Annotated in this window: 23 protein-coding genes; 5 read left to right on the forward strand and 18 right to left on the reverse strand. The window is 55.0% G+C overall.

Translation table 11 applies throughout. The annotated features are described in order from the left end of the window. Positions 1 to 65: 65 nt before the first annotated feature. The gene (mak, locus tag ACMGGE_RS12140) at positions 66 to 971 is read right to left on the reverse strand and encodes a fructokinase (protein WP_048225853.1); all 906 of its coding nucleotides are present in this window, start codon (positions 969 to 971) and stop codon (positions 66 to 68) included. 123 nt (positions 972 to 1,094) lie between these two features. On the opposite strand from mak, the gene rdgC reads away from it, so the two are divergent. Beyond that, a complete protein-coding gene (gene rdgC, locus ACMGGE_RS12145) occupies positions 1,095 to 2,009 on the forward strand; it encodes a recombination-associated protein RdgC (RefSeq protein WP_023310540.1) in 915 nt (304 codons plus the stop codon). Positions 2,010 to 2,057: 48 nt separating this feature from the next. Here rdgC and ppnP read toward each other — a convergent pair whose 3' ends face one another. The 5 genes from ppnP to ACMGGE_RS12170 form a co-directional block, all read right to left on the reverse strand. After that, the gene (gene ppnP / locus ACMGGE_RS12150; RefSeq protein ID WP_008503270.1) at positions 2,058 to 2,345 is read right to left on the reverse strand and encodes a pyrimidine/purine nucleoside phosphorylase; all 288 of its coding nucleotides are present in this window, start codon (positions 2,343 to 2,345) and stop codon (positions 2,058 to 2,060) included. Between the two features lie 71 nt (positions 2,346 to 2,416). Beyond that, entirely contained in the window at positions 2,417 to 3,094 is a 678-nt protein-coding gene (locus ACMGGE_RS12155; RefSeq protein WP_008503271.1) for an AroM family protein, read from the reverse strand. 237 nt (positions 3,095 to 3,331) lie between these two features. Further along, a complete protein-coding gene (yaiA, locus tag ACMGGE_RS12160) occupies positions 3,332 to 3,523 on the reverse strand; it encodes a protein YaiA (RefSeq protein ID WP_023334675.1) in 192 nt (63 codons plus the stop codon). 44 nt (positions 3,524 to 3,567) lie between these two features. Further along, positions 3,568 to 4,092, reverse strand: coding sequence for a shikimate kinase AroL (gene aroL / locus ACMGGE_RS12165; protein WP_045909805.1), 525 nt, complete (start codon positions 4,090 to 4,092; stop codon positions 3,568 to 3,570). Positions 4,093 to 4,236: 144 nt separating this feature from the next. Continuing rightward, the gene (locus ACMGGE_RS12170) at positions 4,237 to 4,695 is read right to left on the reverse strand and encodes a YaiI/YqxD family protein (RefSeq protein ID WP_010428006.1); all 459 of its coding nucleotides are present in this window, start codon (positions 4,693 to 4,695) and stop codon (positions 4,237 to 4,239) included. Between the two features lie 97 nt (positions 4,696 to 4,792). On the opposite strand from ACMGGE_RS12170, the gene proC reads away from it, so the two are divergent. Continuing rightward, the gene (gene proC / locus ACMGGE_RS12175) at positions 4,793 to 5,602 is read left to right on the forward strand and encodes a pyrroline-5-carboxylate reductase (RefSeq protein WP_032656527.1); all 810 of its coding nucleotides are present in this window, start codon (positions 4,793 to 4,795) and stop codon (positions 5,600 to 5,602) included. A gap of 16 nt (positions 5,603 to 5,618) precedes the next feature. Here the strand turns inward: proC and adrA are convergent, their stop codons facing one another. From adrA to ACMGGE_RS12205, 6 genes are all read right to left on the reverse strand, one after another. Further along, the gene (adrA, locus tag ACMGGE_RS12180; protein WP_045909806.1) at positions 5,619 to 6,722 is read right to left on the reverse strand and encodes a diguanylate cyclase AdrA; all 1,104 of its coding nucleotides are present in this window, start codon (positions 6,720 to 6,722) and stop codon (positions 5,619 to 5,621) included. A 102-nt stretch (positions 6,723 to 6,824) separates the two neighbouring features. Beyond that, on the reverse strand, positions 6,825 to 7,145 hold the full coding sequence (gene psiF, locus ACMGGE_RS12185; protein ID WP_008503278.1) for a phosphate starvation-inducible protein PsiF: 321 nt from the start codon (positions 7,143 to 7,145) through the stop codon (positions 6,825 to 6,827). 90 nt (positions 7,146 to 7,235) lie between these two features. Continuing rightward, entirely contained in the window at positions 7,236 to 8,651 is a 1,416-nt protein-coding gene (phoA, locus tag ACMGGE_RS12190) for an alkaline phosphatase (RefSeq protein WP_045909807.1), read from the reverse strand. Positions 8,652 to 8,750: 99 nt separating this feature from the next. Next, entirely contained in the window at positions 8,751 to 9,011 is a 261-nt protein-coding gene (iraP, locus tag ACMGGE_RS12195; protein ID WP_023293178.1) for an anti-adapter protein IraP, read from the reverse strand. A 209-nt stretch (positions 9,012 to 9,220) separates the two neighbouring features. Beyond that, the gene (locus ACMGGE_RS12200) at positions 9,221 to 10,435 is read right to left on the reverse strand and encodes a multidrug efflux MFS transporter (protein WP_048030063.1); all 1,215 of its coding nucleotides are present in this window, start codon (positions 10,433 to 10,435) and stop codon (positions 9,221 to 9,223) included. A gap of 168 nt (positions 10,436 to 10,603) precedes the next feature. Then, the gene (locus tag ACMGGE_RS12205; RefSeq protein ID WP_420293799.1) at positions 10,604 to 11,287 is read right to left on the reverse strand and encodes an extensin family protein; all 684 of its coding nucleotides are present in this window, start codon (positions 11,285 to 11,287) and stop codon (positions 10,604 to 10,606) included. A gap of 103 nt (positions 11,288 to 11,390) precedes the next feature. Here ACMGGE_RS12205 and ddlA point away from each other — a divergent pair, with 103 nt between their 5' ends. Beyond that, positions 11,391 to 12,491 carry a D-alanine--D-alanine ligase gene (gene ddlA / locus ACMGGE_RS12210; protein WP_032674239.1) on the forward strand — a complete coding sequence of 367 codons (1,101 nt, stop codon included), beginning with the start codon at positions 11,391 to 11,393 and terminating at the stop codon, positions 12,489 to 12,491. On the opposite strand, the gene ACMGGE_RS12215 is transcribed toward ddlA, so the two are convergent. After that, positions 12,488 to 12,724, reverse strand: a complete 237-nt coding sequence (locus tag ACMGGE_RS12215) for a DUF2754 domain-containing protein (RefSeq protein ID WP_032656524.1) — start codon at positions 12,722 to 12,724, stop codon at positions 12,488 to 12,490. The genes ddlA and ACMGGE_RS12215 overlap by 4 nt on opposite strands. 247 nt (positions 12,725 to 12,971) lie before the next feature. Here ACMGGE_RS12215 and ACMGGE_RS12220 point away from each other — a divergent pair, with 247 nt between their 5' ends. After that, positions 12,972 to 13,271 (forward strand): DUF2755 family protein, encoded by a 300-nt coding sequence (locus tag ACMGGE_RS12220; protein ID WP_008503287.1) that lies wholly within the window; start codon positions 12,972 to 12,974, stop codon positions 13,269 to 13,271. On the opposite strand, the gene ACMGGE_RS12225 is transcribed toward ACMGGE_RS12220, so the two are convergent. From ACMGGE_RS12225 to ACMGGE_RS12235, 3 genes are all read right to left on the reverse strand, one after another. Continuing rightward, entirely contained in the window at positions 13,268 to 14,365 is a 1,098-nt protein-coding gene (locus ACMGGE_RS12225; protein ID WP_420293800.1) for a DUF1615 domain-containing protein, read from the reverse strand. The genes ACMGGE_RS12220 and ACMGGE_RS12225 overlap by 4 nt on opposite strands. A 14-nt stretch (positions 14,366 to 14,379) precedes the next feature. Then, positions 14,380 to 15,600, reverse strand: a complete 1,221-nt coding sequence (gene sbmA, locus ACMGGE_RS12230) for a peptide antibiotic transporter SbmA (RefSeq protein ID WP_252073893.1) — start codon at positions 15,598 to 15,600, stop codon at positions 14,380 to 14,382. Between the two features lie 114 nt (positions 15,601 to 15,714). Further along, positions 15,715 to 16,248 carry an isochorismatase family protein gene (locus ACMGGE_RS12235; protein ID WP_069720216.1) on the reverse strand — a complete coding sequence of 178 codons (534 nt, stop codon included), beginning with the start codon at positions 16,246 to 16,248 and terminating at the stop codon, positions 15,715 to 15,717. 204 nt (positions 16,249 to 16,452) lie between these two features. Between ACMGGE_RS12235 and ampH the strand changes: the two genes are divergently transcribed. Further along, positions 16,453 to 17,613, forward strand: coding sequence for a D-alanyl-D-alanine-carboxypeptidase/endopeptidase AmpH (gene ampH, locus ACMGGE_RS12240; protein ID WP_032638396.1), 1,161 nt, complete (start codon positions 16,453 to 16,455; stop codon positions 17,611 to 17,613). A gap of 2 nt (positions 17,614 to 17,615) precedes the next feature. Here ampH and ACMGGE_RS12245 read toward each other — a convergent pair whose 3' ends face one another. Both ACMGGE_RS12245 and ACMGGE_RS12250 read right to left on the reverse strand, forming a co-directional pair. Continuing rightward, a complete protein-coding gene (locus ACMGGE_RS12245) occupies positions 17,616 to 18,239 on the reverse strand; it encodes a helix-turn-helix domain-containing protein (RefSeq protein WP_045909814.1) in 624 nt (207 codons plus the stop codon). A gap of 95 nt (positions 18,240 to 18,334) precedes the next feature. Continuing rightward, positions 18,335 to 21,109 carry an autotransporter outer membrane beta-barrel domain-containing protein gene (locus tag ACMGGE_RS12250; RefSeq protein ID WP_420293801.1) on the reverse strand — a complete coding sequence of 925 codons (2,775 nt, stop codon included), beginning with the start codon at positions 21,107 to 21,109 and terminating at the stop codon, positions 18,335 to 18,337. Positions 21,110 to 21,117 lie beyond the last annotated feature (8 nt).

A 21,117-nucleotide genomic window follows, 5' to 3' on the forward strand; every position in this document is an offset into this window, starting at 1 on the left:
TGGGGGGATCGTGCGGTCTGATGCCCTCACCCTAACCCTCTCCCACAGGGAGAGGGAATAAACGTTTATTCTGGCCATAACCACGCCGCGCCGCGCACGCCGCTGGAGTCCCCGTGCAGCGCTTTGCGGATCGGGGTTTCACACTCGCCGCCGAAGACCCACTGCTTCACCAGGTTCGGCACCGTGGCGTACAGCCGATCGACGTTGCTCATGCCGCCGCCGAGCACTATCACGTCAGGATCGAGAATATTCACCACGTGGGCCAGCGATTTCGCCAGCCGCATTTCGTAGCGGCTAAGCGCCAGCTCCGCCACCGGGTCCTGCGCTTCGACCAGACGCATGATCTCGTTACCCTTGAGCGGCTGGCCGCTCAGGCGATGGTAGTCGGTCGCAAAACCGGTACCGGAGATAAACGTCTCAATACAGCCCTGTTTTCCGCAGTAGCACGGGACTTCAGTGCGGTATTTGAGTTCGTCTTCATCCATCCACGGCAGCGGGTTGTGTCCCCACTCGCCCGCCGTGCCGTTACCGCCGATATGGGCACGCCCGCCAAACGCCACGCCCGCGCCGCAGCCGGTACCGATGATCACCGCAAACACGGTCTGGGCACCGGCCGCCGCACCGTCGATGGCCTCAGAGACGGCGAGGCAGTTGGCATCGTTGGCCAGACGCACTTCCCGGTTCAGGCGCGCGCTTAAATCTTTATCAAACGGCTGACCGTTGAGCCAGGTGGAGTTAGCATTTTTAACCACGCCGGTATACGGCGAGATCGACCCCGGGATCCCCATCCCGACGCTGCCGGTTTGTCCTGTGGCCTGCTCGGCCATCTCAACCAGCCTGGCAATGGTCTCGATAGTCTGGTGATAATCATCGCGCGGCGTAGGCAGACGGTGGCGGAACAGCTGTTCCCCCTGCTCGCTCAGTGCGATAACTTCTGTTTTGGTGCCGCCCAAATCAATGCCAATACGCACAAGACTCTCCTCATTATTTTGATTATCAACAGAGTAGAAGCACGCATCCCGATTAGCAATGCAAGCGATGCGACAATTCGTTATCATGCCCGCTGATTTAACGACAAGGCCGTGGAAATTATCATGCTGTGGTTCAAAAATTTGATGGTTTACCGTCTCAGCCGCGACGTTTCGCTGCGTGCAGAAGAGATGGAAAAACAGTTAGCCGCTTATACCTTTTCCCCTTGCGGTAGCCAGGATATGGCAAAAACCGGTTGGGTTCCGCCAATGGGTTCACAAAGCGATGCATTGACCCACGCCAGCAGCACGGGTCAAATCATCGTCTGCGCCCGTAAAGAAGAGAAGATTCTGCCCACGCCGGTGGTTAAGCAGGCGCTCGAGGCGAAAATTTTCAAGCTGGAAGCCGAGCAGGGCCGCAAGCTGAAAAAGACCGAAAAAGATTCGCTGAAAGACGAAGTGCTGCACTCTCTGCTGCCGCGCGCCTTCAGCCGCTTCAGCCAGACCATGATGTGGATCGACACCGTTAACGGGCTGATCATGGTGGACTGCGCCAGCGCCAAGAAAGCAGAAGATACGCTGGCCCTGCTGCGTAAGAGCATCGGCTCGTTACCGGTCGTTCCGCTGGCGCTGGAAACGCCAATTGAGTTAACGCTGACCGAATGGGTACGCAGCGGTGCTGCGGCACAGGGCTTCCAGATCCTTGATGAAGCCGAGCTGAAAGCCCTGCTGGAAGATGGCGGCGTGATCCGCGCGAAGAAGCAGGATCTGGTCAGCGACGAGATCGCCGTACACATTGAAGCGGGTAAAGTGGTCACCAAGCTGGCGCTCGACTGGCAGCAGCGTATTCAGTTCGTGATGTGCGACGATGGCTCCGTGAAGCGTCTGAAGTTCTGCGACGAGCTGCGCGATCAGAACGAAGATATCGACCGGGAAGATTACGCCCAGCGTTTTGACGCGGACTTCATCCTGATGACCGGCGAGCTGGCCGCGTTGATTCAGAATCTGGTGGAAGGTCTCGGCGGCGAAGCGCAGAGATAACGGGTAAAACGTAGGCCGGGTAAGCGTTAGCGCCACCCGGCTAATTTTTTATTTCAGGTAGCGGCACAGATAAGAGGTAGGCTCAGCCACCTGCAAATGAAATTCGCTGTGGCCAGGGACGTTGAAAACTTGCCCGGCAGCGTAAACTTTCCATTCCGTTTCACCTGGCAGCAGGACGTTCAGCGCGCCGCTGACCACCGTCATCTCTTCCGCTTCCGCCGTGCCAAAGGTGTATTCCCCTTCCGCCATTACGCCAACGCTGGCGCGGCCAGTGCTGCTGCTGGTAAAACCAATGGATTTCACTTTACCGGAAAAGTATTCGTTACTCTGAAGCATGAACTGGCCCTTATATTTTTAGATAAAAATTCACTATAGGGGCCATGCTCATCACCTGTCACGCAAAATCATTACATGAGCAGTTCCGAGGCCAGGCGAGCCATCAGAACGTTGGATAACAGCACCGGCACATCCAGCGCTTTTTGCAGCAAATCACGATGATGCTGGTGGAAACCCAGGCAGTCCAGAATCAGGACATCGGCCCCTCTTTCCAGCAGTTCCTTCCCGGCAGCAATGAGTTTGGCCTCACTGTCCCAGAACGGATTGGCCAGCGCGTACAAGGGCACTTTTTCCAGCACGTGCCATTTTGCCTCCTGGTTATCCATGAGCTCCTCAATGGGGACAATCACCCCCACCTGATGACCATCCACGATGGAGGCCACCAGCGGCGGAATGATGCGCATCGGTTCCAGCAGAATCGCATTGCGCGCCGTGAGCCCCTTAATGGGGGCCGTGCTCATCAGCAAAATAACGTCATAACCCTGATTATCGAGCACTTCTATTACGCCCTGCAGCGAGCGCTCGATTTTCTGGCGTGAAACATGCGCCAGTTTACCGTCACTTAATAACGTCGCCAGGGGATCCTCCCCCGCCTCGACAGCGTAGTCCTCCATGACCTCTTCCCGACTCATCTTCCCCAGCAGGCTCAGATGCGTTATCTGTTGTTCAGATACATGCTCGGTTAAGAGCGGTAACACTTCGCTTACAGGGACCACACCAATGGTGAGGATCGCCAACGTTGCCTTCATCTTTATCGCCTTCCATTACTCCAACATCGTGCACACAGGTACAGGCTCACTACGCTGCACAGTTCATTTTTTCAACAAAACAGCACCAAGCGTAGCAGGTGATCCCGACATCGAAATGTAAAGATCGCCTGCCGATACCAGAGTTACTTGTAATAACTAAATATTAACTCCTGCTTAACTTTCACGATGAGTAAAAAGTGTGATTCAGGCACGATCCTGGAGCGTTTAGGAAAACATTCAGGTTATGTCGGGATCTTCGTAGCGCCGTTTCGCATCCAGCGCTTCCTGTTCAGTCTCGTGTTCACTGATCAGCGAGTCCGGTTTTGGGTGATCGGCACGCAGTTGATACCAGGTCACGGTATGACCCGTATGGCCTTTTTCAACGGTAACAATGCGCGCTTCACGCGGATAGGGAGGTCTGGTTGGCATAGCTCATCCTTTTTTTATGTCTGAGCTATAAGTATAGACGCCGCTTAGCTGGCACAAGCCAAACGCAGGGCGGTAATAATCTGAATCACAACGTCTTCGGGAGAGGCGGACGCATCCACCACGTGGTGAGCCGCTTCGCGGTATAACGCATCGCGTTCCGCCAGCACTTCACTCACCTCTTCGTTCAGCGGCCTGGAGGTTAGCGCAGGGCGTTGCCCCTCTTCCGGAAAGGCTTCCAGACGCCCAACCAGGGCCGACACCGGCGCGCTGAGGTAAATCACAATCCCCTTTTCGCGCATAAACTGACGATTACACTCCGCCAGAACAATGCCACCCCCGGTCGCAATCACCGCAGACGGGGTGGTGACCGCTTTCAGCGTGGCCGTTTCGCGCGCGCGAAAGCTTTCCCATCCCTCTTGTTCAACAATCTCAGCGATGGTTTTTCCAGCCTCGGTTTGCAGCCAGTGGTCGGTATCCACAAACTGGCGATGACACACGCGTGCCAGCTCCAGGCCAACGGTGGTTTTCCCACAGCCGCGGGGGCCAACTAAAAAGATGGGTTGGGTCATAGCCAGGTGTTCCCCTTGATGCCGGATGGCTGAAGAGTGTAAAGAAATAATTGCAGAAGATGTTGCGATTACTTTACTGCAAAGCGGTACGGGATGACAACCCTGTGGAGGCCACACTGTACCACAAATTGACAATAATTATCATTACGCTGTGCGGCGCTTCACTTCCAGCAGCCATTTATCCAGTTCGGCAGCAAACTGCTGGCGATCGCGCTGTGACAGGCTATCCGGCCCACCGGTCTGCACGCCGCTGGCCCGCATCGTATCCATAAAATCGCGCATAGTGAGCTTCTCGCGAATGGTCGACGGCGAGTATCGCTCTCCGCGCGGATTGAGCGCCGCCGCCCCTTTCTCCAGCACTTCGGCAGCCAGCGGAATATCCGCCGTGATCACCAGATCCTCCGCGCTGCACAGGCGGACAATTTCGTTATCCGCTACGTCAAACCCGGCCGGCACGCGTAAAGAGCGGATGAAGCGCGAAGGTGGTACGCGAATATTCTGGTTCGCCACCAGCGTCAGCGGCATCTGAACGCGCTCGGCGGCACGAAATAAAATCTCTTTAATCACATTCGGACACGCGTCCGCATCAACCCAAATCGCCATATTGTCTCCCCTTAATAACTCTGCCGACTATTGTCGCCTGCATTTCGTTGTTAAGCTATCAATCAGAGAAAACAACGCATAATGACGGAGAATCGTGATGGACAAGAAAATCGGGTTTATCGGCTGCGGTAACATGGGCAAAGCCATCCTTGGCGGTCTGATCGCCAGCGGGCAGGTGTTGCCGGGTCAGATTTGGGTCTATACCCCGTCACCGGACAAGGTCGCCGCGTTGCGCGATCAGTACGGGATCAACGCCGCCGAAAGCGCGCAGGAAGTGGCCCAGGTCGCCGATATCGTCTTTGGCGCCGTCAAGCCGAACATCATGATCAAAGTGCTGAGCGACATTACCTCCAGCCTGAATAAAGAGACGCTGGTGGTGTCGATTGCCGCGGGCGTCACGCTCGATCAGCTGGCGCGCGCGCTGGGCCACGACCGCAAAATCGTCCGTGCGATGCCAAACACCCCTTCACTGGTCAACGCCGGCATGACCTCCGTCACGCCTAACGCCCTGGTGACCTCAGAAGACGTGGCGGATGTACTGAACATTTTCCGCTGCTTCGGTGAAGCAGAAGTGATTGCCGAATCGATGATCCATCCGGTAGTCGGCGTCAGTGGTTCTGCGCCTGCGTATGTCTTCATGTTTTTAGAAGCGATGGCCGATGCCGCCGTGCTTGGCGGAATGCCGCGCGCCCAGGCGTATAAGTTCGCCGCGCAGGCCGTCATGGGCTCAGCCAAAATGGTGCTGGAGACCGGCAAACACCCGGGTGAACTGAAAGATATGGTCTGCTCCCCTGGCGGTACCACCATCGAAGCAGTGCGGGTGCTGGAAGAGCGCGGATTCCGCTCGGCCGTCATTGAGGCCATGACAAAATGCATGGAAAAATCAGAGAAGCTGAGTAAATCCTGATCGTTTCAGTCGGGCGTCAGGCGGCCACTTCGGTACGGCTGCGCCCGGCATTTTTCGCTCTGTACAGCGCCACGTCAGCCGCCTTTAGCCATTCCCGATAATGTCCAAACTGCGGCCCCCAGGGGGCAACGCCTACGCTGATGCGCAGCGCCTCTTTTGGCGCGCACGGTAGCGACAGCGTTTCCAGCCGCTCATGCACCCGGGACATGACGGCGATCGCGCTTTCCGCCGCGGTCTGCGACATAATCACCGCAAACTCATCCCCGCCAAACCGGCCGATGGCATCACCTGACCGCACCGACATCTGGAGCTGGCGCGTGATGGCAATGATCGCCTCATCCCCCACTGCGTGCCCCCAGGTATCGTTGATATTTTTAAAGTGGTCGATATCAATCAGCAAAATCGTGGCGGTGCAGTGGTCACGGCGGCAATGCTCAAATTCATTTCGCAGCAGCATTTCCCAGTGACGTCGATTAAAGACCCCGGTCATGCCGTCGCGGGTGCTCATCATTTCCAGCCGCTGCTTGTGCTCAGCAAGCCTGACGGCGGTGCGGTGGCTGAGCCAGGCAAACAGCATGGGATAAAGCACCAGCACCGGCAGCGTTAAGCCCCACTCCACCGGGTCGGGGTTAAAGACGGCCACGCGGCCGACAAGCGGCAGCGTCACCAGCGCGGAGAGCAGGGTCAACAGGATCCCCGGAATAAACAGACGACAGCCTCCGGAGCCCATCATATTCATCCCTACCATCATCACCAGCGCTGCCGTGGGTAACGCGCTCATCCCCATCACGCCGATCCAGAGCCCGGCAATGATGGCATCGATCTTAAGATTGAATACTTCCTGCTGATGAGGTGACGCGGCCCGGCAGGATAACTGCCAGGCGAAATGGGGCCATACGAACGCCCAACCGACCAGTAAAAGCCACCAGCCGCCGGGTAAAAAATGGGTGACCAGCATTCCTGCAACCGGGAAAAACATCGCTGCCAGCCCCACGGCGCGCGCCAGCCGAACCCGCCGGGCAAACTGAATGCCGGCGCGGTGAGGGTCATCCTGAGAAAGGGTTAAATTCCACTCTTCCCGAATGCGCTTTTTGTTGTAATACGTTTCATCATTCATCATTTTTGGGAATATTCTGAAACATTTTCCCAAATTATAGAGAGGGGGTCTGCGGGGAAAGTATGAAATTTCGGGTGAGCCGCCGGAGCCGCTCACCCGTTCGAACTACACTTTTTTCTTCAGGCAGGCACTCATGAACTTGCTGCGGTCATCCCCTTTCAGAGACTGTTCGGTGGCCTTGGCATTACACTCGCGCATCTTTTGCTGCTGAGGCGTCAGGCTTTTTTCAGCTGGCTTCGAGGCGCCGTTTTTGAGGCAATCGCTCATGTAGGTCTTGCGAGCATCGCCCTTCAGACTCTGAGACGTCGCCTGTTGATTACAGGTGGTCATACGCTGCTGCTGCGGCGTTAACGTTTTCTCCTCCGCGTTCGCCGAGGCGACCAGGAACAGGCCGGAGAGCAGAGTAACCAGTAATGTTGTTTTCATTGCACCATCCTTTTGTGAACATTCCCTGTAAGTCTGGTTCGTGACAGGAAAAAAACCACCCGGCAGATGTGATTTCCGCCGGGATTTTTATCATTTCAGACCCAGCGCCGCCTTCATGGTGTAGAACAGATCCGTTTGATCCGTCAGGCCTACCACGTTTGCCGCGTGCGGGCCGTAGGCGGCAATGCGCAACTGGGTGCCCGTGTGCTCCATGGACTCTTCTTCAGAGTTACCGTAGCTCATCACCATGACGGCACCATCTTTGGTGTTCAGCGCCTGCGTCAGGCCAGGGGCTTTGGTATCTGGCGGAATGATCTGGCTGGCGTGCGCGTGGTCCGCGGTGACGATCACCAGGGTGTTACCGTCTTTTTTCGCGAACGCGAGCGCCTTCTGCACCGCTTCGTCCAGATCGACGGTTTCGCCAATCTGACCGCACGGATTCGCCGCATGATCCTGCTTATCGATTGACGCGCCTTCTACCTGCAGGAAGAACCCTTTTTCGCTCTTGCTCAGCAGAGAGATCGCTTTATCGGTCATCGCCGCCAGCGTTGGTACGCTGTCCGTGCGTTTCGGGTTTGGCGTACAGGTCACCGCAGGCTTATCGATATTGCCGTGATACGAGGCTTTTGGACCTTCCCAGCGCACGGGCATGTTGCCGTCGGAGAACAGCCCCAGCAGCGGCTTGTCCTGGTTCGCCTCGCTTATCGCCGCCAGAGCATTTGCGTCACTCACCAGCTGATAGCCGCGAGCCTGCGCCTGCTCGCGCAGCGTTTTGCCCTGCCATTCGCCCGCCGTCGCGGTTTCCGCGAAGGTTTTCGCGCCGCCGCCCAGCGTCACGTCAGGACGTGCGTTCAGCAGTTGTTCCGTAATCGAGCCTTTGCCGCCTTTTTCCAGCGCATTTGTAGGGCATTTTTCGCTGGTCACTGACGGGCCGTAGCACTTACGCGAGGTCACGTGTGCCACCAGCGCCGCAGGCGTCGCATCCTGAAGTTCAGCGGTGGAGACGTTGCCGGTCGCCAGGCCCGCCGCTTTTGCCATCTCCAGAAGGGTTTGATGATCGTGTTCGTGAATATCCACGCCCAGCGCACCATTATAGGTTTTAACGCCGGTGGACCACGCCGTGGCAGAGGCCGCGGAATCCGTTACGTAATCCGGTTTACCGGTTTTTTTATCCAGCGCGTAGTGGGTATATTGTCCGGTCAGCGGTAAGGCATCGATACCTTTAAAAAAGCCGCCCGCTCCCTCGGCATAATTTCGCGCCGCCGTGATTTCGGAATCGCCCATACCATCGCCAATCAGCAGAATAATATTTTTTGCCGGCTTCTCATTCAGCGAAGCGCGAATAGCGGCGGTTTGATCTTCTGATAAACGGCGCGCGCCGCCAGGCTGGGTGATATCCCCTTTTGCCGCACGATTATCCAGCACGCTGGTTTGCGTCGTATCTGCATAAATGGCAGGGGTAATTAACAGGGGAAGTAATGCAATGAAAAGTGCGCTCTGTTTCAATTTATTTTCTCCATGTACAAATACATAAAAATAAAAACAGAGCGACTATAGGCATCCTGCATGACAATTCTATGACACGTCGTTACGTCCTGTGACGGTTTAGCTGCGCGGATGCCTTAACAGCTTCTTTACGTACTGGTGAAGCATCTCCGCATCCTCAACCGGTACCTGCGATTCAGGCCTGACGCTCTCCAGCGCGCCTTCCACGCTCTCAATCAACGCCTGCTGATCGGTTTTCGCCATTTGTCGCAGCAACGCGGTGACCACAATCTCAAGCGCTTCGACCTGAGCCACCAGCTCTTTTGACTCTTCTTCCTTTTGTGCCAGCTTGACCAGCAATTCAGCAATGAGGTTTTTCATCGTGCCAGTTCCTTTTCAGTTTTGTCTGACGTTATCACTCTGAATCCCTATTGCAAAGAGAAGAAATTAATTATGGTATGCAAAAGTGACACAGGAACAAAAATAAAGAGGTAGCGCCGTGAGCGAAACGTTTTTCTATAAAAAGACGCCGCATTTTGTTATATAAAAATGCGGCTACCATAAGAATATATAATACATCTACTAAAGTGTTATCTCGCCGATTTGGCCTCCGCCATTTGTCTGCGGCGTCGCAGTGCAATAGCCAGCTGAATAATATTGATTAAAACAACAATCGCTGTCGCCGCAAATACCCAACGAAAACCGGCCATTGCGGAAACGGATGCGCCAATAAGCGGACCGGCAACATTCCCCAGATACATAAATGACTGGTTATATCCAAAAATTCGCCCCGTCACCTGGTCGCTGGAATATTTGACCAGCAGGGTCTGTACCGCAGGCAACATGGCGCCGTCAGCAAAGCCGAGCAGAAATCGCAATATGCCAAGCTGAAGCGGAGAAGTGACAAACGACATCGCGAAGAAGAGCACCACCGCAAAGATCAGCGTCGCCATCAGGATGCGCGCCGTGCCGATCCTGTCCCCCAGTTTACCCAGACGCGGCGCGGAAATCAGGGCGGATACGCCGGGCACGGCGGCAATCATGCCGCTCAGAAAAGCGATATTCGTGCTCTCCGGCTCCATCGACTTGATAAACAGCGCCAGAATCGGACCGACCGAACCGTTGCAGAGCTGGATCACCATGGTGGTCACAAACAGGCTAATCATCAGCCCCGGATAAGGCAGCGAGGCGAAAACGGCCTTGCCGCTGAGGCGTTCAGATTTACTGATAACCGGGCGCCCCCCTTCTTTAATCAGAAAGAGCGTGACCAGAAAACTGACCACCAGCAGGATCGCGGTGATAATAAATACCGCGCGCAGCCCGACGTGGTCCGCCAGAAAGCCCCCCAGCAGCGGCCCGCCGATGACGCCGCTGATCTGTGCCGTGGAGAGCGTACTCAGCGCCCAGCCGCTACGCTCGCGCGGCACCTGAGAGGCGACCAGCGCCATGGCGTTTGGAATATACCCGGACGTCAACCCCATCACCGCCCGCAGGAAAAACAGCTGCCAGACGTTGGTGGCGAAGGCCTGCAGCAGAATGGCAATCGCCATCCCGAGCGAGGCGCGGAGCAGCATCAGTTTACGGCCTTTTCGATCTGCCAGGCTGCCCCACATCGGTGACACAATGGCGGAGACCAGAAACGTGACGCTGAACGTCAGACCGGACCACATGGAAAGCGCTTCATGCGAGGTCACCCCCAGCTGCGACACGTACAGCGGCAGGAACGGTAAAATCTGGCTGATGGCCAGCCCGGTAAAGAAGCAACCGAACCAGACCGAGATAAGATTAACTTTCCAGGATTCCATAACGAAATAGTCTTCATTTTTAGGCGAATTCGCCGACAGATTAGCAAGTTACGCGTGTCAACGTCGCACCAGAGATGCGGCCCGACAGACTTTAGTGTTTTATCTTCCCAGTCATCATATTTGTGAAATAAGTCACAATTCATCCATTTTCTGGCGGAATATTATGCTTCACCGGCAGAGGCCAAAACCGCGCATTCCCAGATGAAAATGGTTTGCATGCGCCGCGTTATACTCCGGTCCCAGGCCGTTCCCGTAGTAGCCGCAGCTCGCCGCCAGCATGGCCTTCAGCCAGGGCTGCGTTGTTGTCGCCTTCCAGCCATTCAGCACCGTGACGCGTTCACCGTTCGCCAGTCGAAAAGCGGCAATATCCAGCGCCTCCGCCGTGGCATGTTCACTGCGGCGCGCGTCAGGGCGGTGATAAATATTGCGGCAGGCAAAGCTGCCAAGGTGGTCGATACGCGCGAGCTCGCTGCCCGTATAGCGTTTTGTCAGCGGCCGGGCCTGCTGGCTGATAAAGAGGGCTGAGCTGAGCGCCAGCGGGCAGCTGGCAAGAAAGCTGCTGTTCAGGCCGACTGGGCCGAAGTCACGCACGCGCACGACGTTGTTAAGGGGACACGCGCCGCCGCTGTCCGCTACCGGCTGGGTGCGGATGAGATCGCGTTGATTAGCCTGTAACAGCAGGCTCGCGCACGCCTCGGGAGTTAAACGCCGAAGCTTATACTGAGTGATTCGGCTTGGCGGATCGTCAAGCGTCAGCGGCGTGAAAGGGTTGTAGTAAGTCGGCAACCAGCGGTAACCCAGCGTTGCGATGGTCAAAATGATAAATCCGGTCAGCAGCGTTTTTCCTCTCACTCTCCCCCCTCAACATTCCCCAAAACATTATGGCAGAAGGCCGCGAAACACGCCGGGCATCGTGGTATGTTATTGGCTTTTCGTCAGACTGGAAGAGAGTGAGATGGCTAAGCAGCGCGTAGGTATTGTCTTTGGGGGAAAATCAGCGGAGCACGAAGTGTCATTGCAATCGGCTAAAAATATCGTTGATGCGATCGATAAAAGCCGTTTCGACGTGGTGCTGCTGGGCATTGATAAACAGGGCCAGTGGCACGTTAACGATGCCAGCCAGTATCTGCTCAATGCTCACGATCCGGCACACATCGCCCTGAATCCTTCAGAAGTGAGCGTCGCCACCGTACCCGGCGTCGTGAAGGGGCAGCTTATCGACGCCGGCAATGCACAGGCTCTCGCCCAGATCGACGTCGTCTTCCCTATCGTTCACGGCACACTGGGGGAAGATGGTTCCCTGCAGGGAATGCTGCGCATGGCCAACCTGCCGTTCGTCGGCTCGGATGTCCTCGGCTCTGCCGCCTGCATGGACAAAGACGTGACCAAACGCCTGCTGCGCGACGCCGGGCTAAATATTGCCCCGTTCGTTACGCTCACCCGCGCCAACCGCGACAAACACACTTTCGCGCAAATCAGCGGAGAGCTGGGTCTGCCGCTGTTTGTGAAGCCTGCAAACCAGGGCTCCTCCGTGGGCGTCAGCAAAGTGACCAGCGAAGCTGAGTTCACGCAAGCTGTCCGCCTGGCGTTTGAGTTCGACCATAAAGTGGTGGTTGAGCAGGGCATCAAAGGCCGTGAAATTGAGTGCGCCGTGCTGGGCAACGATTTTCCACAGGCGAGCACCTGCGGCGAAGTGGTCTTAAACAGCGACTTCTACTCGTACGACACCAAATACATTGATGATAAAGGCGCGCAGGTTGTCGTGCCTGCGGATCTCGATCCGGCGGTTAACGATAAGATCCGGGCGATCGCCATTCGCGCTTATCAGACGCTCGGCTGCTGCGGCATGGCGCGCGTGGATGTGTTCCTGACGGCGGAAAACGAGGTGGTGATCAATGAAATTAACACGCTGCCGGGGTTCACTAACATCAGCATGTATCCGAAGCTGTGGCAGGCGAGCGGCCTGAGCTACCCGGAATTGATCACCCGCCTGATCGAACTGGCGCTGGAGCGTCACGCCGCCGACAGCGCGCTTAAAAGTTCCGTAAACGGTTAATCGGCGCCCTTCGCCGACTCTGCCTCATCCGCTGTCGTCTCTTCAGGACGGCGGCGGATAATCAACCCCGCCAGCCAGAAACTGATAACCCAGGTCACCAGCCCAACGGCATAGGTTTGCCAGCCTTTTGCCTCAAACCCTAACAGGCCCACGACACCGTTAAGAATAAAGATCAGCCCGATAGCGAAGGCGTAGTAGTGCCAGTCACGGCGTAGTTTGGACGTGAGCTTCATAACAACTCCGGCAGGAAAAAAAGACATCCTCTCACAGTTTTACGACCAGGTCTGTGGCAGATACGGAAATTCTGAAACGCGACGCAATTTCACTTAAGTTAATAAATTGTGACGTGCTGCAGAAATCAACAATCCAGGAGGATTCCGTCGCGTAAATTACCACGATTCTGATATTGACAAATGCGATGACCTGTCAAACTCACCCTGTACGAAGCGTATTAACAGAGCGATTTATCCGGAGGTCATCATGGCTGACTTTACATTGTCGAAACCGATTTTTGGCGGAAAACCAAAAACCTCCACGGCGGGTAATATCGCGTATGCCCTGTTTGTCCTGTTCTGCTTCTGGGCTGGCTCGCAGCTGCTCAATATGCTGGTCCATGCGCCTGGCGTTTACGAACACCTGATGCAGGTGCAGGATAACGGACGCCCGCGAGTTGAGATTGGTTTTGGCGTCAGCACCCTTTTCGGCCTGATTCCCTTCCTCGCGGGATGTATGATTCTGGGCGTTGTGGCATTAGTGCTGCGCTTTCGCCGCCGCCGTTAAAGCCCCATACAGCGAGCCCGGCGATCGTCCACGCGTTTTGCGAACCACGCGGTGGTCAGGTTACGCGTGATCTTCGGGCTTTCCAGCTGAATACCCGGCAGGATAGCCCTCGGTAACGTTTTCCCGCTTTTCTGCTCTGCGAGCGCAAACACCTTCTTGTACAGATCCGTTTTCTCAAAGGCCAGGCTGTCGCCTTTCTCAAGCTGACGGCGAATGTCGCTGTTGCTCAAGCCAAGCGTTGTCGATAATTTCCGTACGGCAAGCTCGGTGCTTCCCGCCTCGCTGCTGCCGTAAGCGATGAGATCGCCGTCAAGCGCCAGCTTAACGCCGCTTGCGCGGCTGACCGCACTCTGGAATGCCGCATTACGGCTGGCATACCAGCCAGCGTTAAAGTCGGCAAAGCGATACAGCGGCTCATCGTAGTTCGCCGGGTAGTTCAACAGGTGATACGTGCCGAACCACAGTCCGCCGCGCAGGGAGAAGACCTCCTGGCGCACCGTACCGTCGATTTTCCACGGATAGCCGGCGGTGTGTTTCTCCGCGAACGCGATGCTTACCTGCATTGGGCCACCGGTATGGACCGGATTCAGTGAGCCAAACAGCTTCTGCCCCATTGGGACCATGCTGATGAAATCATCAAAGATGGCGCTAAGCTGTTTTTCGGTTTTCACCGTATCCAGCCGTTCGCTGTAGCTTTTGCCGTTCGGCGAGGTGATTTTAAGCGCGGTATGCACGAGGAACACCGGGATATGCATGGACTCCGCGCGGCGGTCGATCTCTTTCCAGGCGATTTTATTCAGCCCCGGCACAGCCGGGTCTGACTGGTACATCGACTCCTGCTGTGCCACCGCCAGCACCGAACAGATGTTCTCCTCGGTCGGCGCGATCTTTTGGCTTTCAAAGGTTTTTGCCAGCGCGTCTGCCCACGCATTGCGATCTTTCACGCTGGCGGGCATTTTCTGCCGCACAACGCTCGCCACATCAACGGGCTTCTCGCCCTTTTTGAGCGGAGCGGCTCCCTTTTCGGCACAGCCTGCCAGCACAAAAGCGGCCAGAATGGTCAACGGTAATGCGCGCGGTACGGCAAAAGGCATAGCAACGTCCTGTATTAGCTAAATGTGTTGGTGACTTCCTGCAGGTCACGATCGTCCAGCTCGCGTTCAAAGCTGCGCAGACGTTTGTAGATGGACATCAGTTCCACCAGCGTGGTCCAGGAGCTGATCAGGTACTGGAATGAACTTCTGACCTGATCGAAAACGTTAGTAATTTGGGTCATCAGTCCCAGGGTAATTGTCCCTGCAACAATTGACGGGAACAACAGGACTATTCCAAAAACAGTATCGGCCTGAAGATATAAAATACGAGCGATGTTGAAATACATGTAGTGGAAGTAGAGCTTAAAGTAGTTAAAACGGACGTTCTGAAATAACTCTTTTACCGTTGGTGGCGCAGCTCGTGATGGGTCATCCTCACCGTAAACAAGTTCTTTACGGTAAGCCGCTTCCACGCGCTGATTTTTAAATTGTAACCCCGGCAATTTGATCCCCACCACAGCAAGAAGCCCCGTTCCCATAAGAGACCAGACCAGTGCCGCAATAACCAAACCATAGGGTAAATGACCAACAACTGGAAGTTCAGGCACATGGGGTGAAAGTGCAATCAGAATCGGTAAAAAAGCGATAAGTTTCATCACAGCATTAAGCAAGCTGACCCCCATGTCCTCCAGCGTTGAGGCAAAACGCATGGTGTCTTCCTGCACACGCTGTGCAGCACCTTCGATGTGCCGCAGTCGTTGCCAATTTGCCATGTAATATTCGTTCATAGCAGTACGCCAACGGAAAACGTAATGGCTAACGAAGAAATTGTTCAGCACTGCCACTGTTACTGCAATCATGGCAATGCCGGTAAAACTAACGAGACTGGCATAGAGTTCACCAATCGGAACCTTATTCGGGGCGCTTAGTGCTTTTTGGATCAAATCGTAGAAGGGTGCATACCATGCATTAATTGCAACGCTCACTTCCACCATGAACCAGGTAACGAAAATGATCAGTGCAGATCCCAAAATCGACCAAAACTGCCAACGATGCGGAGAATACTTGAACCAGAAGAGTGCAAACAGCCCCACACATACCGTGTAGTAGGCATAAAATACGATAAAGCTGAGCGACCAGAAGCGCGCCGCGCTAATCGGCACCTCGTCTGTCGCCCCCGTGATGCGCGTCAGCCATGCGCCGCCGCCCGCCTGCCAGAAAATGACAGCGATCAGTGCCCAAATAAATGCCGACAGGAAAAAAGGCCCCGGCTTTGGGAAAAAAGACTTAAACATAATGCTTCCTTCTTGTTGTTATGGCTGTTGCTGTGTACAACACGTCACCACACGAAAACCTGCCCGAGCCAGCCTCCCGGCTCCGGCAAAAAGGTCAGACCCGAGCGTTAATTATTAGTTCGCTTTCCAGTTTTCAAGAATTGTTTCGGTGCGTTTCACTGCGAGAGGATTCGCCGGCGCAATGAAGTTACGCCAGACGTCGTTGTGATGGTTAATCAGAATCTGTGCTTCAGCAGCCGGACGGTTGGATGTGGTATGGGCATCTTCCGCCACGGTGATGTGATAACCCCGGCTAACGCCGTTCTTGATCGTCGCATCGACGCAGTAATCGGTGGCGCAGCCGCAGATGACAAACTCGCGAATGCCCTGCTCCCGCAGCAGCGTCTCAAGCCCGGTGTTGTAGAAGGCATCACAGGCCGTTTTGGTCACGTAAAGCGCGTCGGCAGGCTGATGGAGTTCAGGCAGTAGCGCAAACCCTGCACTCCCCTCTTCCAGCCCCCCGGCCTCGGTGTGCTGTATAAAAATCACCGTGTCGGCTGCCTGCGTAAGCTGGTTGATCAGAGAGACACACTTTTCGCGCTGATGACGCGGGGTTTCAAACACGCCGTTCTGCATATCGACAACCATAACCACACGCTTCTCAGACATACCGTTCTCCGTAAGATTGAGTGACACTGGTGCCTATCATAAGCCCGATGTCACAAAATGGGAGATGGCTCGCAAGTAAATTGTTCATATTTACCCATGGTTACGTTTTTCTCGCTATCGTTATGCAATTCGGGGCATTGCACGGTACCGATTAGTAGTATAAATACCCATTACTTTCCTCATTCACTTCATGGATGCTTTTCGTTGAAACGTTGTCTGCTCTCTTTTGCCGCGCTGTGTGCGGTGAGCTTCTCTACCGCCCAGGCAGCCCAACCGCTGACGGCTCCCGTTTTAGCTTCAGATATTGCCGATCGCTACGCGAACCTTATCTATTACGGCAGCGGCGCGACCGGAATGGCGATGGTCGTCATCGACGGAAACCAGCGCGTATTCCGCAGCTTTGGCGAAACGCGCCCGGGAAATAACATTCACCCGCAGCTGGATTCCGTCATCCGCATCGCATCCTTAACCAAGCTCATGACCAGCGAAATGCTGGTGAAACTGCTCGACCAGGGCGTGGTGAAGCTCGACGATCCGCTCAGCAAATACGCGCCGCCAGGTGCCCGGGTCCCCACGTATCAGGGGACGCCGATCCGGCTTGTGAACCTTGCTACCCACACCAGCGCCCTGCCGCGTGAGCAGCCAGGCGGAGCGGCGCATCGTGACGTGTTTGTCTGGCCAACGCGCGACCAGCGCTGGAGCTATCTGAGTACCGCCACGCTGAAAGCAGCACCGGGCTCGCAGGCCTCTTATTCAAACCTGGCGTTCGACCTGCTGGCAGATGCCCTCTCAACGGCGGCTGGCAAACCCTACACGCAGCTGTTTGAAGAGCAGATCACCCGTCCGCTCGGCATGAAAGACACCACGTTTACCCCGTCCCCGGACCAGTGCCGTCGCCTGATGGTGGCGGAGAAAGGTGCCAGCCCCTGTAATAACACGCTGGCGGCCGTGGGTAGCGGCGGCGTTTACTCCACCCCTGGCGACATGATGCGCTGGATGCAGCAGTTCCTTTCCTCGGATTTCTACTCGCGCAGCAGCCAGGCCGATCGTATGCAGACCCTGATTTATCAGCGTACTCAGCTGCATCGGGTCATCGGAATGGACGTACCGGGTAAAGCCGATGCGCTCGGCATGGGCTGGGTCTATATGGCACCGAAAAATGGTCGTCCGGGTATTATTCAGAAAACCGGCGGCGGCGGCGGGTTCATCACCTATATGGCGATGATCCCCCAGTCAAACGTGGGCGCGTTTGTGGTGGTGACCCGCTCTCCGCATACGCGTTTCGTCAATATGAGTGACGGTATTAATAACCTGGTGGCAGAACTGAGCGCCAATAAAGCCCAGGTGCTTACCGCGTCCAACTGATATTAATATTCCGTGGGCAAGCGGTTGATGCTGACCAGCTTGCCCCGGCTCATATTGATATAGTTTCCCTGTCGCAGGGCGGCCAGAACTTCGGCAACAACAGAACGTGAAATGCGTGTGCTTTGCTGAATATGATTCATCACACCGATTTTTGAACGCAGCGTTTCATCCCACTCGGCCATATTTAACAGCATCGCGCGGATCTGGTGATAGGAGTTATTGCCCACCAGCTGCATATCGCGTTTTTCAAGAATGTAATTTATCCAGGATAACCAGCAGAAGGCCTCTTTCCACAGGGAATACTGCTGGATCTGTTGACGGGTAGTTTCCGTGGATAAATAAAAACCGGTACAGGCCGTTTTAGCCATCACTCTGTATTCCTGAGAGTGATTAATGACCACCGTAGACAGCCCGAAAATAAAAGGTGCCGTCGCAATCCCCACCAGCAGCTCATCGGAAGGGCGATAGACCTCAATAACACCGGTTTGTAATACGATCGTGCGAGGCTCAATTGATTCGCCTGACGTAATTAATTGTTGAGGAGCACATGTAAAAGGGGTACTGGCTGCTATTAACCCCTGTTCGAGCCGGCGTAATTCAGAAAGTGGTTTCGCATTAACGTTCATGCAGACCTCAAGTCATCCGTATTTGTCGGTTCAATATTATTTTTATTGCTTCTGTAAAAAGCGGGGGAAGATAACCCCTCCCCCGCTTTTATTCATTACCAGGTATATTTCACACCCAGGTTTGCGCCCCAGTTCTGGTCAACGTCACCGCCGCCCAGATAAGTGGCATCCGTGTAAGCGCTGAAGTTCTTCGTGAAGCTGAACTGGGTGCCCAGCCCAACACGAACAGCGGATCCTTTCACGCCGTTATCAATGCTGTCACCGTTAATATCGGCATTGTTATCGGCGTCGTCATAGACCCAGGCCAGTTTGAAGTAAGGCGTCAGAGCCTGATCGCCGCCGTAGTTGAAGGTATAACCCGTATCAACACCAAGTTCATAACGCAGGCTATCGTAAGATTGTCCATCAACGCGCATGTCATTGCTCAGACGATAGTCATCACCAGACTGGAACAGACCCGATACGGCTGCGTATGGGGTAACGTAGCCAGAGAGGTTTGGTTTCCAGTCATAGCCCAGCTTCAGCCCAAAACCAACAGCGTCACTGGTGGTATTGCCGTCAACATACTGGCCGTTGCTCATGTTAGCGGAAAGATCGCTGTTGAAGCGGGTGTAGCTCAGGGAGCTGTCGAGGAAGAGATCGTTCGTAAACTTCGCTGACGCGTAGATCATCGCCGTCTGGCTATCCTGATCGACCTGACCGGTACGATCGCTGATATCTCCCTTCGCGAAACCTGCCGCCCCACCGACGATCCACTTCGCGTTATTACCGTCAATCTGGGTATCCAGACCCACCATAATACCGCTCACGTCCTGATCGTAGCTGATAACGCCATTGTCACCGTCGAAATTGCCGCCGAAGTAGCTCACCCACGCTCCGCCATTATCCGCCAGGCCGTGACGGCTGTTGGTCAGACGCGCACCTACGGTATCCTGCTGCAGATTCCAGATATTGGTATTGGCAGAAGGAATGCTCAGCGCCATATTGGCATAGTCGGTCAGCGCTTTCTGCTGGAGGACAACGGTGTCACCCTGCTGCTGCGCCTGGTAGGTATAGGCCCCTAAATCGGCTCTGTTTGCAGCAGTAAAGCTGGCTGCAGTATCCGCATTATTGTCATAGATGCGAACGATCTCTTTGTTTTTGTAATCAGCAACGGAACCCGCTCCGGTCGCGTCATCGATACGGACCTGATAGTTACCGGCGACGTCACCGTTCACCGCCAGATGGCCGTCAGAGTTAATGGCCACTACGCCGTAGTCATAATCAGCGCTGCGCTTATCGTTAGTGATATAGCGTGCGTTGTTCAGATCGCTGTTCAGCACGTAATCACGGCTGGCAACGTTCAGCACGCCGCCATCGGTCAGTACCATATTGTGCGTATCAACCTGACCCAGCCCCAGCGCCAGCTCTGCACCGTTATCCACGGTGATGGTGTTGGCATCGAGCTCGGCCGTTTCTTCCGTCAGCGCCGCACGGCTATCGCTGTCCAGATACAGATGGTCGGTAGCCACGCCGCCGCTGTCGCCGATATTCAATGAGGACGCATTGGTCAGAGTGATGGCGTCCGCCAGCAGGCCTGAGTTTTCAACGTTGACCTGAGACTGGTTGTTGACCGTCAGGGTGTCGATGTTAGACACCTTACGGGTATCCCACTCGGAACCGTTGTCCAGCGCGATGTTAAACAGACCGCTCTGATACACCGCTTCGCCCGCAACATGTCCGTTGTCGTCATAGGTGGAGTCCGGCCAAATGCTGTTAGGGGACAGAGCGTTCCAGTCTACGTTGCTGTAACCCTGGCCATACATCTGCGCCGTGCCAATAGCCTCGACGCTGGACTGTGCTGCGCCGACCCATTTGCTGCCGTTGGTAAGCGTCACATCCAGCTTATCGGTGCCATCCCAGCCGTTGGTGGTTGGGTTATAGATGCCGTCTTCGGTGGTATCGGTTGCCGGATCGCCGTTCGGGTAGAAGTTGTTGTCGAAGGTGCTGGAGAACAGAATATCGCCAGTAACGGTGGAATGATCGAACGTGGCGGTGGTTTGCATCGCGTTATCAGACGCGCTGGCGGCCACAATCAGCGCCGCATCGTCTGCCGCGGTCGCGCTGGTTTCACCATAGTCGCTCGGCTTCGCGGTTTGACCGTAGAATCCGCTGGTACCTAAATCGCTGTACGCACCGGAAGTCAGTACCGAATCTTTCACCAGTAGCGTGTCGGTAAAGACGTTGCTGCTGTTGGCTACGCCTTCAACGCCGTCGTATGGCGTATTATCCAGCTCCTGGTACCCCTGCGTCAGGGTAATCCCCGCGACGTGAGAATTATTCTGGATAACAATATCCGATTCCACATCCAGGGTAATCGCATTACCCAGATCGTACGTATCCAGATAGTGTCTTTCCGTATTTTCCCCATTCACGACATCATACGCATAATGCTCGTACGTATCGTTAAGGGTGGAATTATCAACGGTCAGGCTAAAACGATCGTATTGCGTATGATGGGTGCCGTCAGCATCCACGCCATCAGCACACGTGGTGGTCATACACTCAGAAGTAATCATGCCGTTAATGGTGCTATTGGAAATACTCAACGCATTCGCCCGGCCATTGATGCCATCATCCAGGTAGTACGTTGAAATAACACCATTCACGGTGGCTTTATTAATCACGGGATAAATATCACCATCATGGATGGCATCCGAGTAATCCCAGTCGGCATAACCATAATACCAGGGGGTGGACGCTGTATTATCGTATCCGAAGGTATTATATGTCGTACCGGAAATATCCTTCGCATTGGCCTGAGAAGCGATAGCCAGGGTGCAGGCTAATGCAAGTTGAGATACAACGAGTTTCTTTTTCCATGTTTGCATTGGGTCAT

The sequence above is a fragment of the Enterobacter sp. BNK-22 genome, from assembly GCF_048684805.1.
Taxonomy (GTDB): domain Bacteria; phylum Pseudomonadota; class Gammaproteobacteria; order Enterobacterales; family Enterobacteriaceae; genus Enterobacter; species Enterobacter quasiroggenkampii.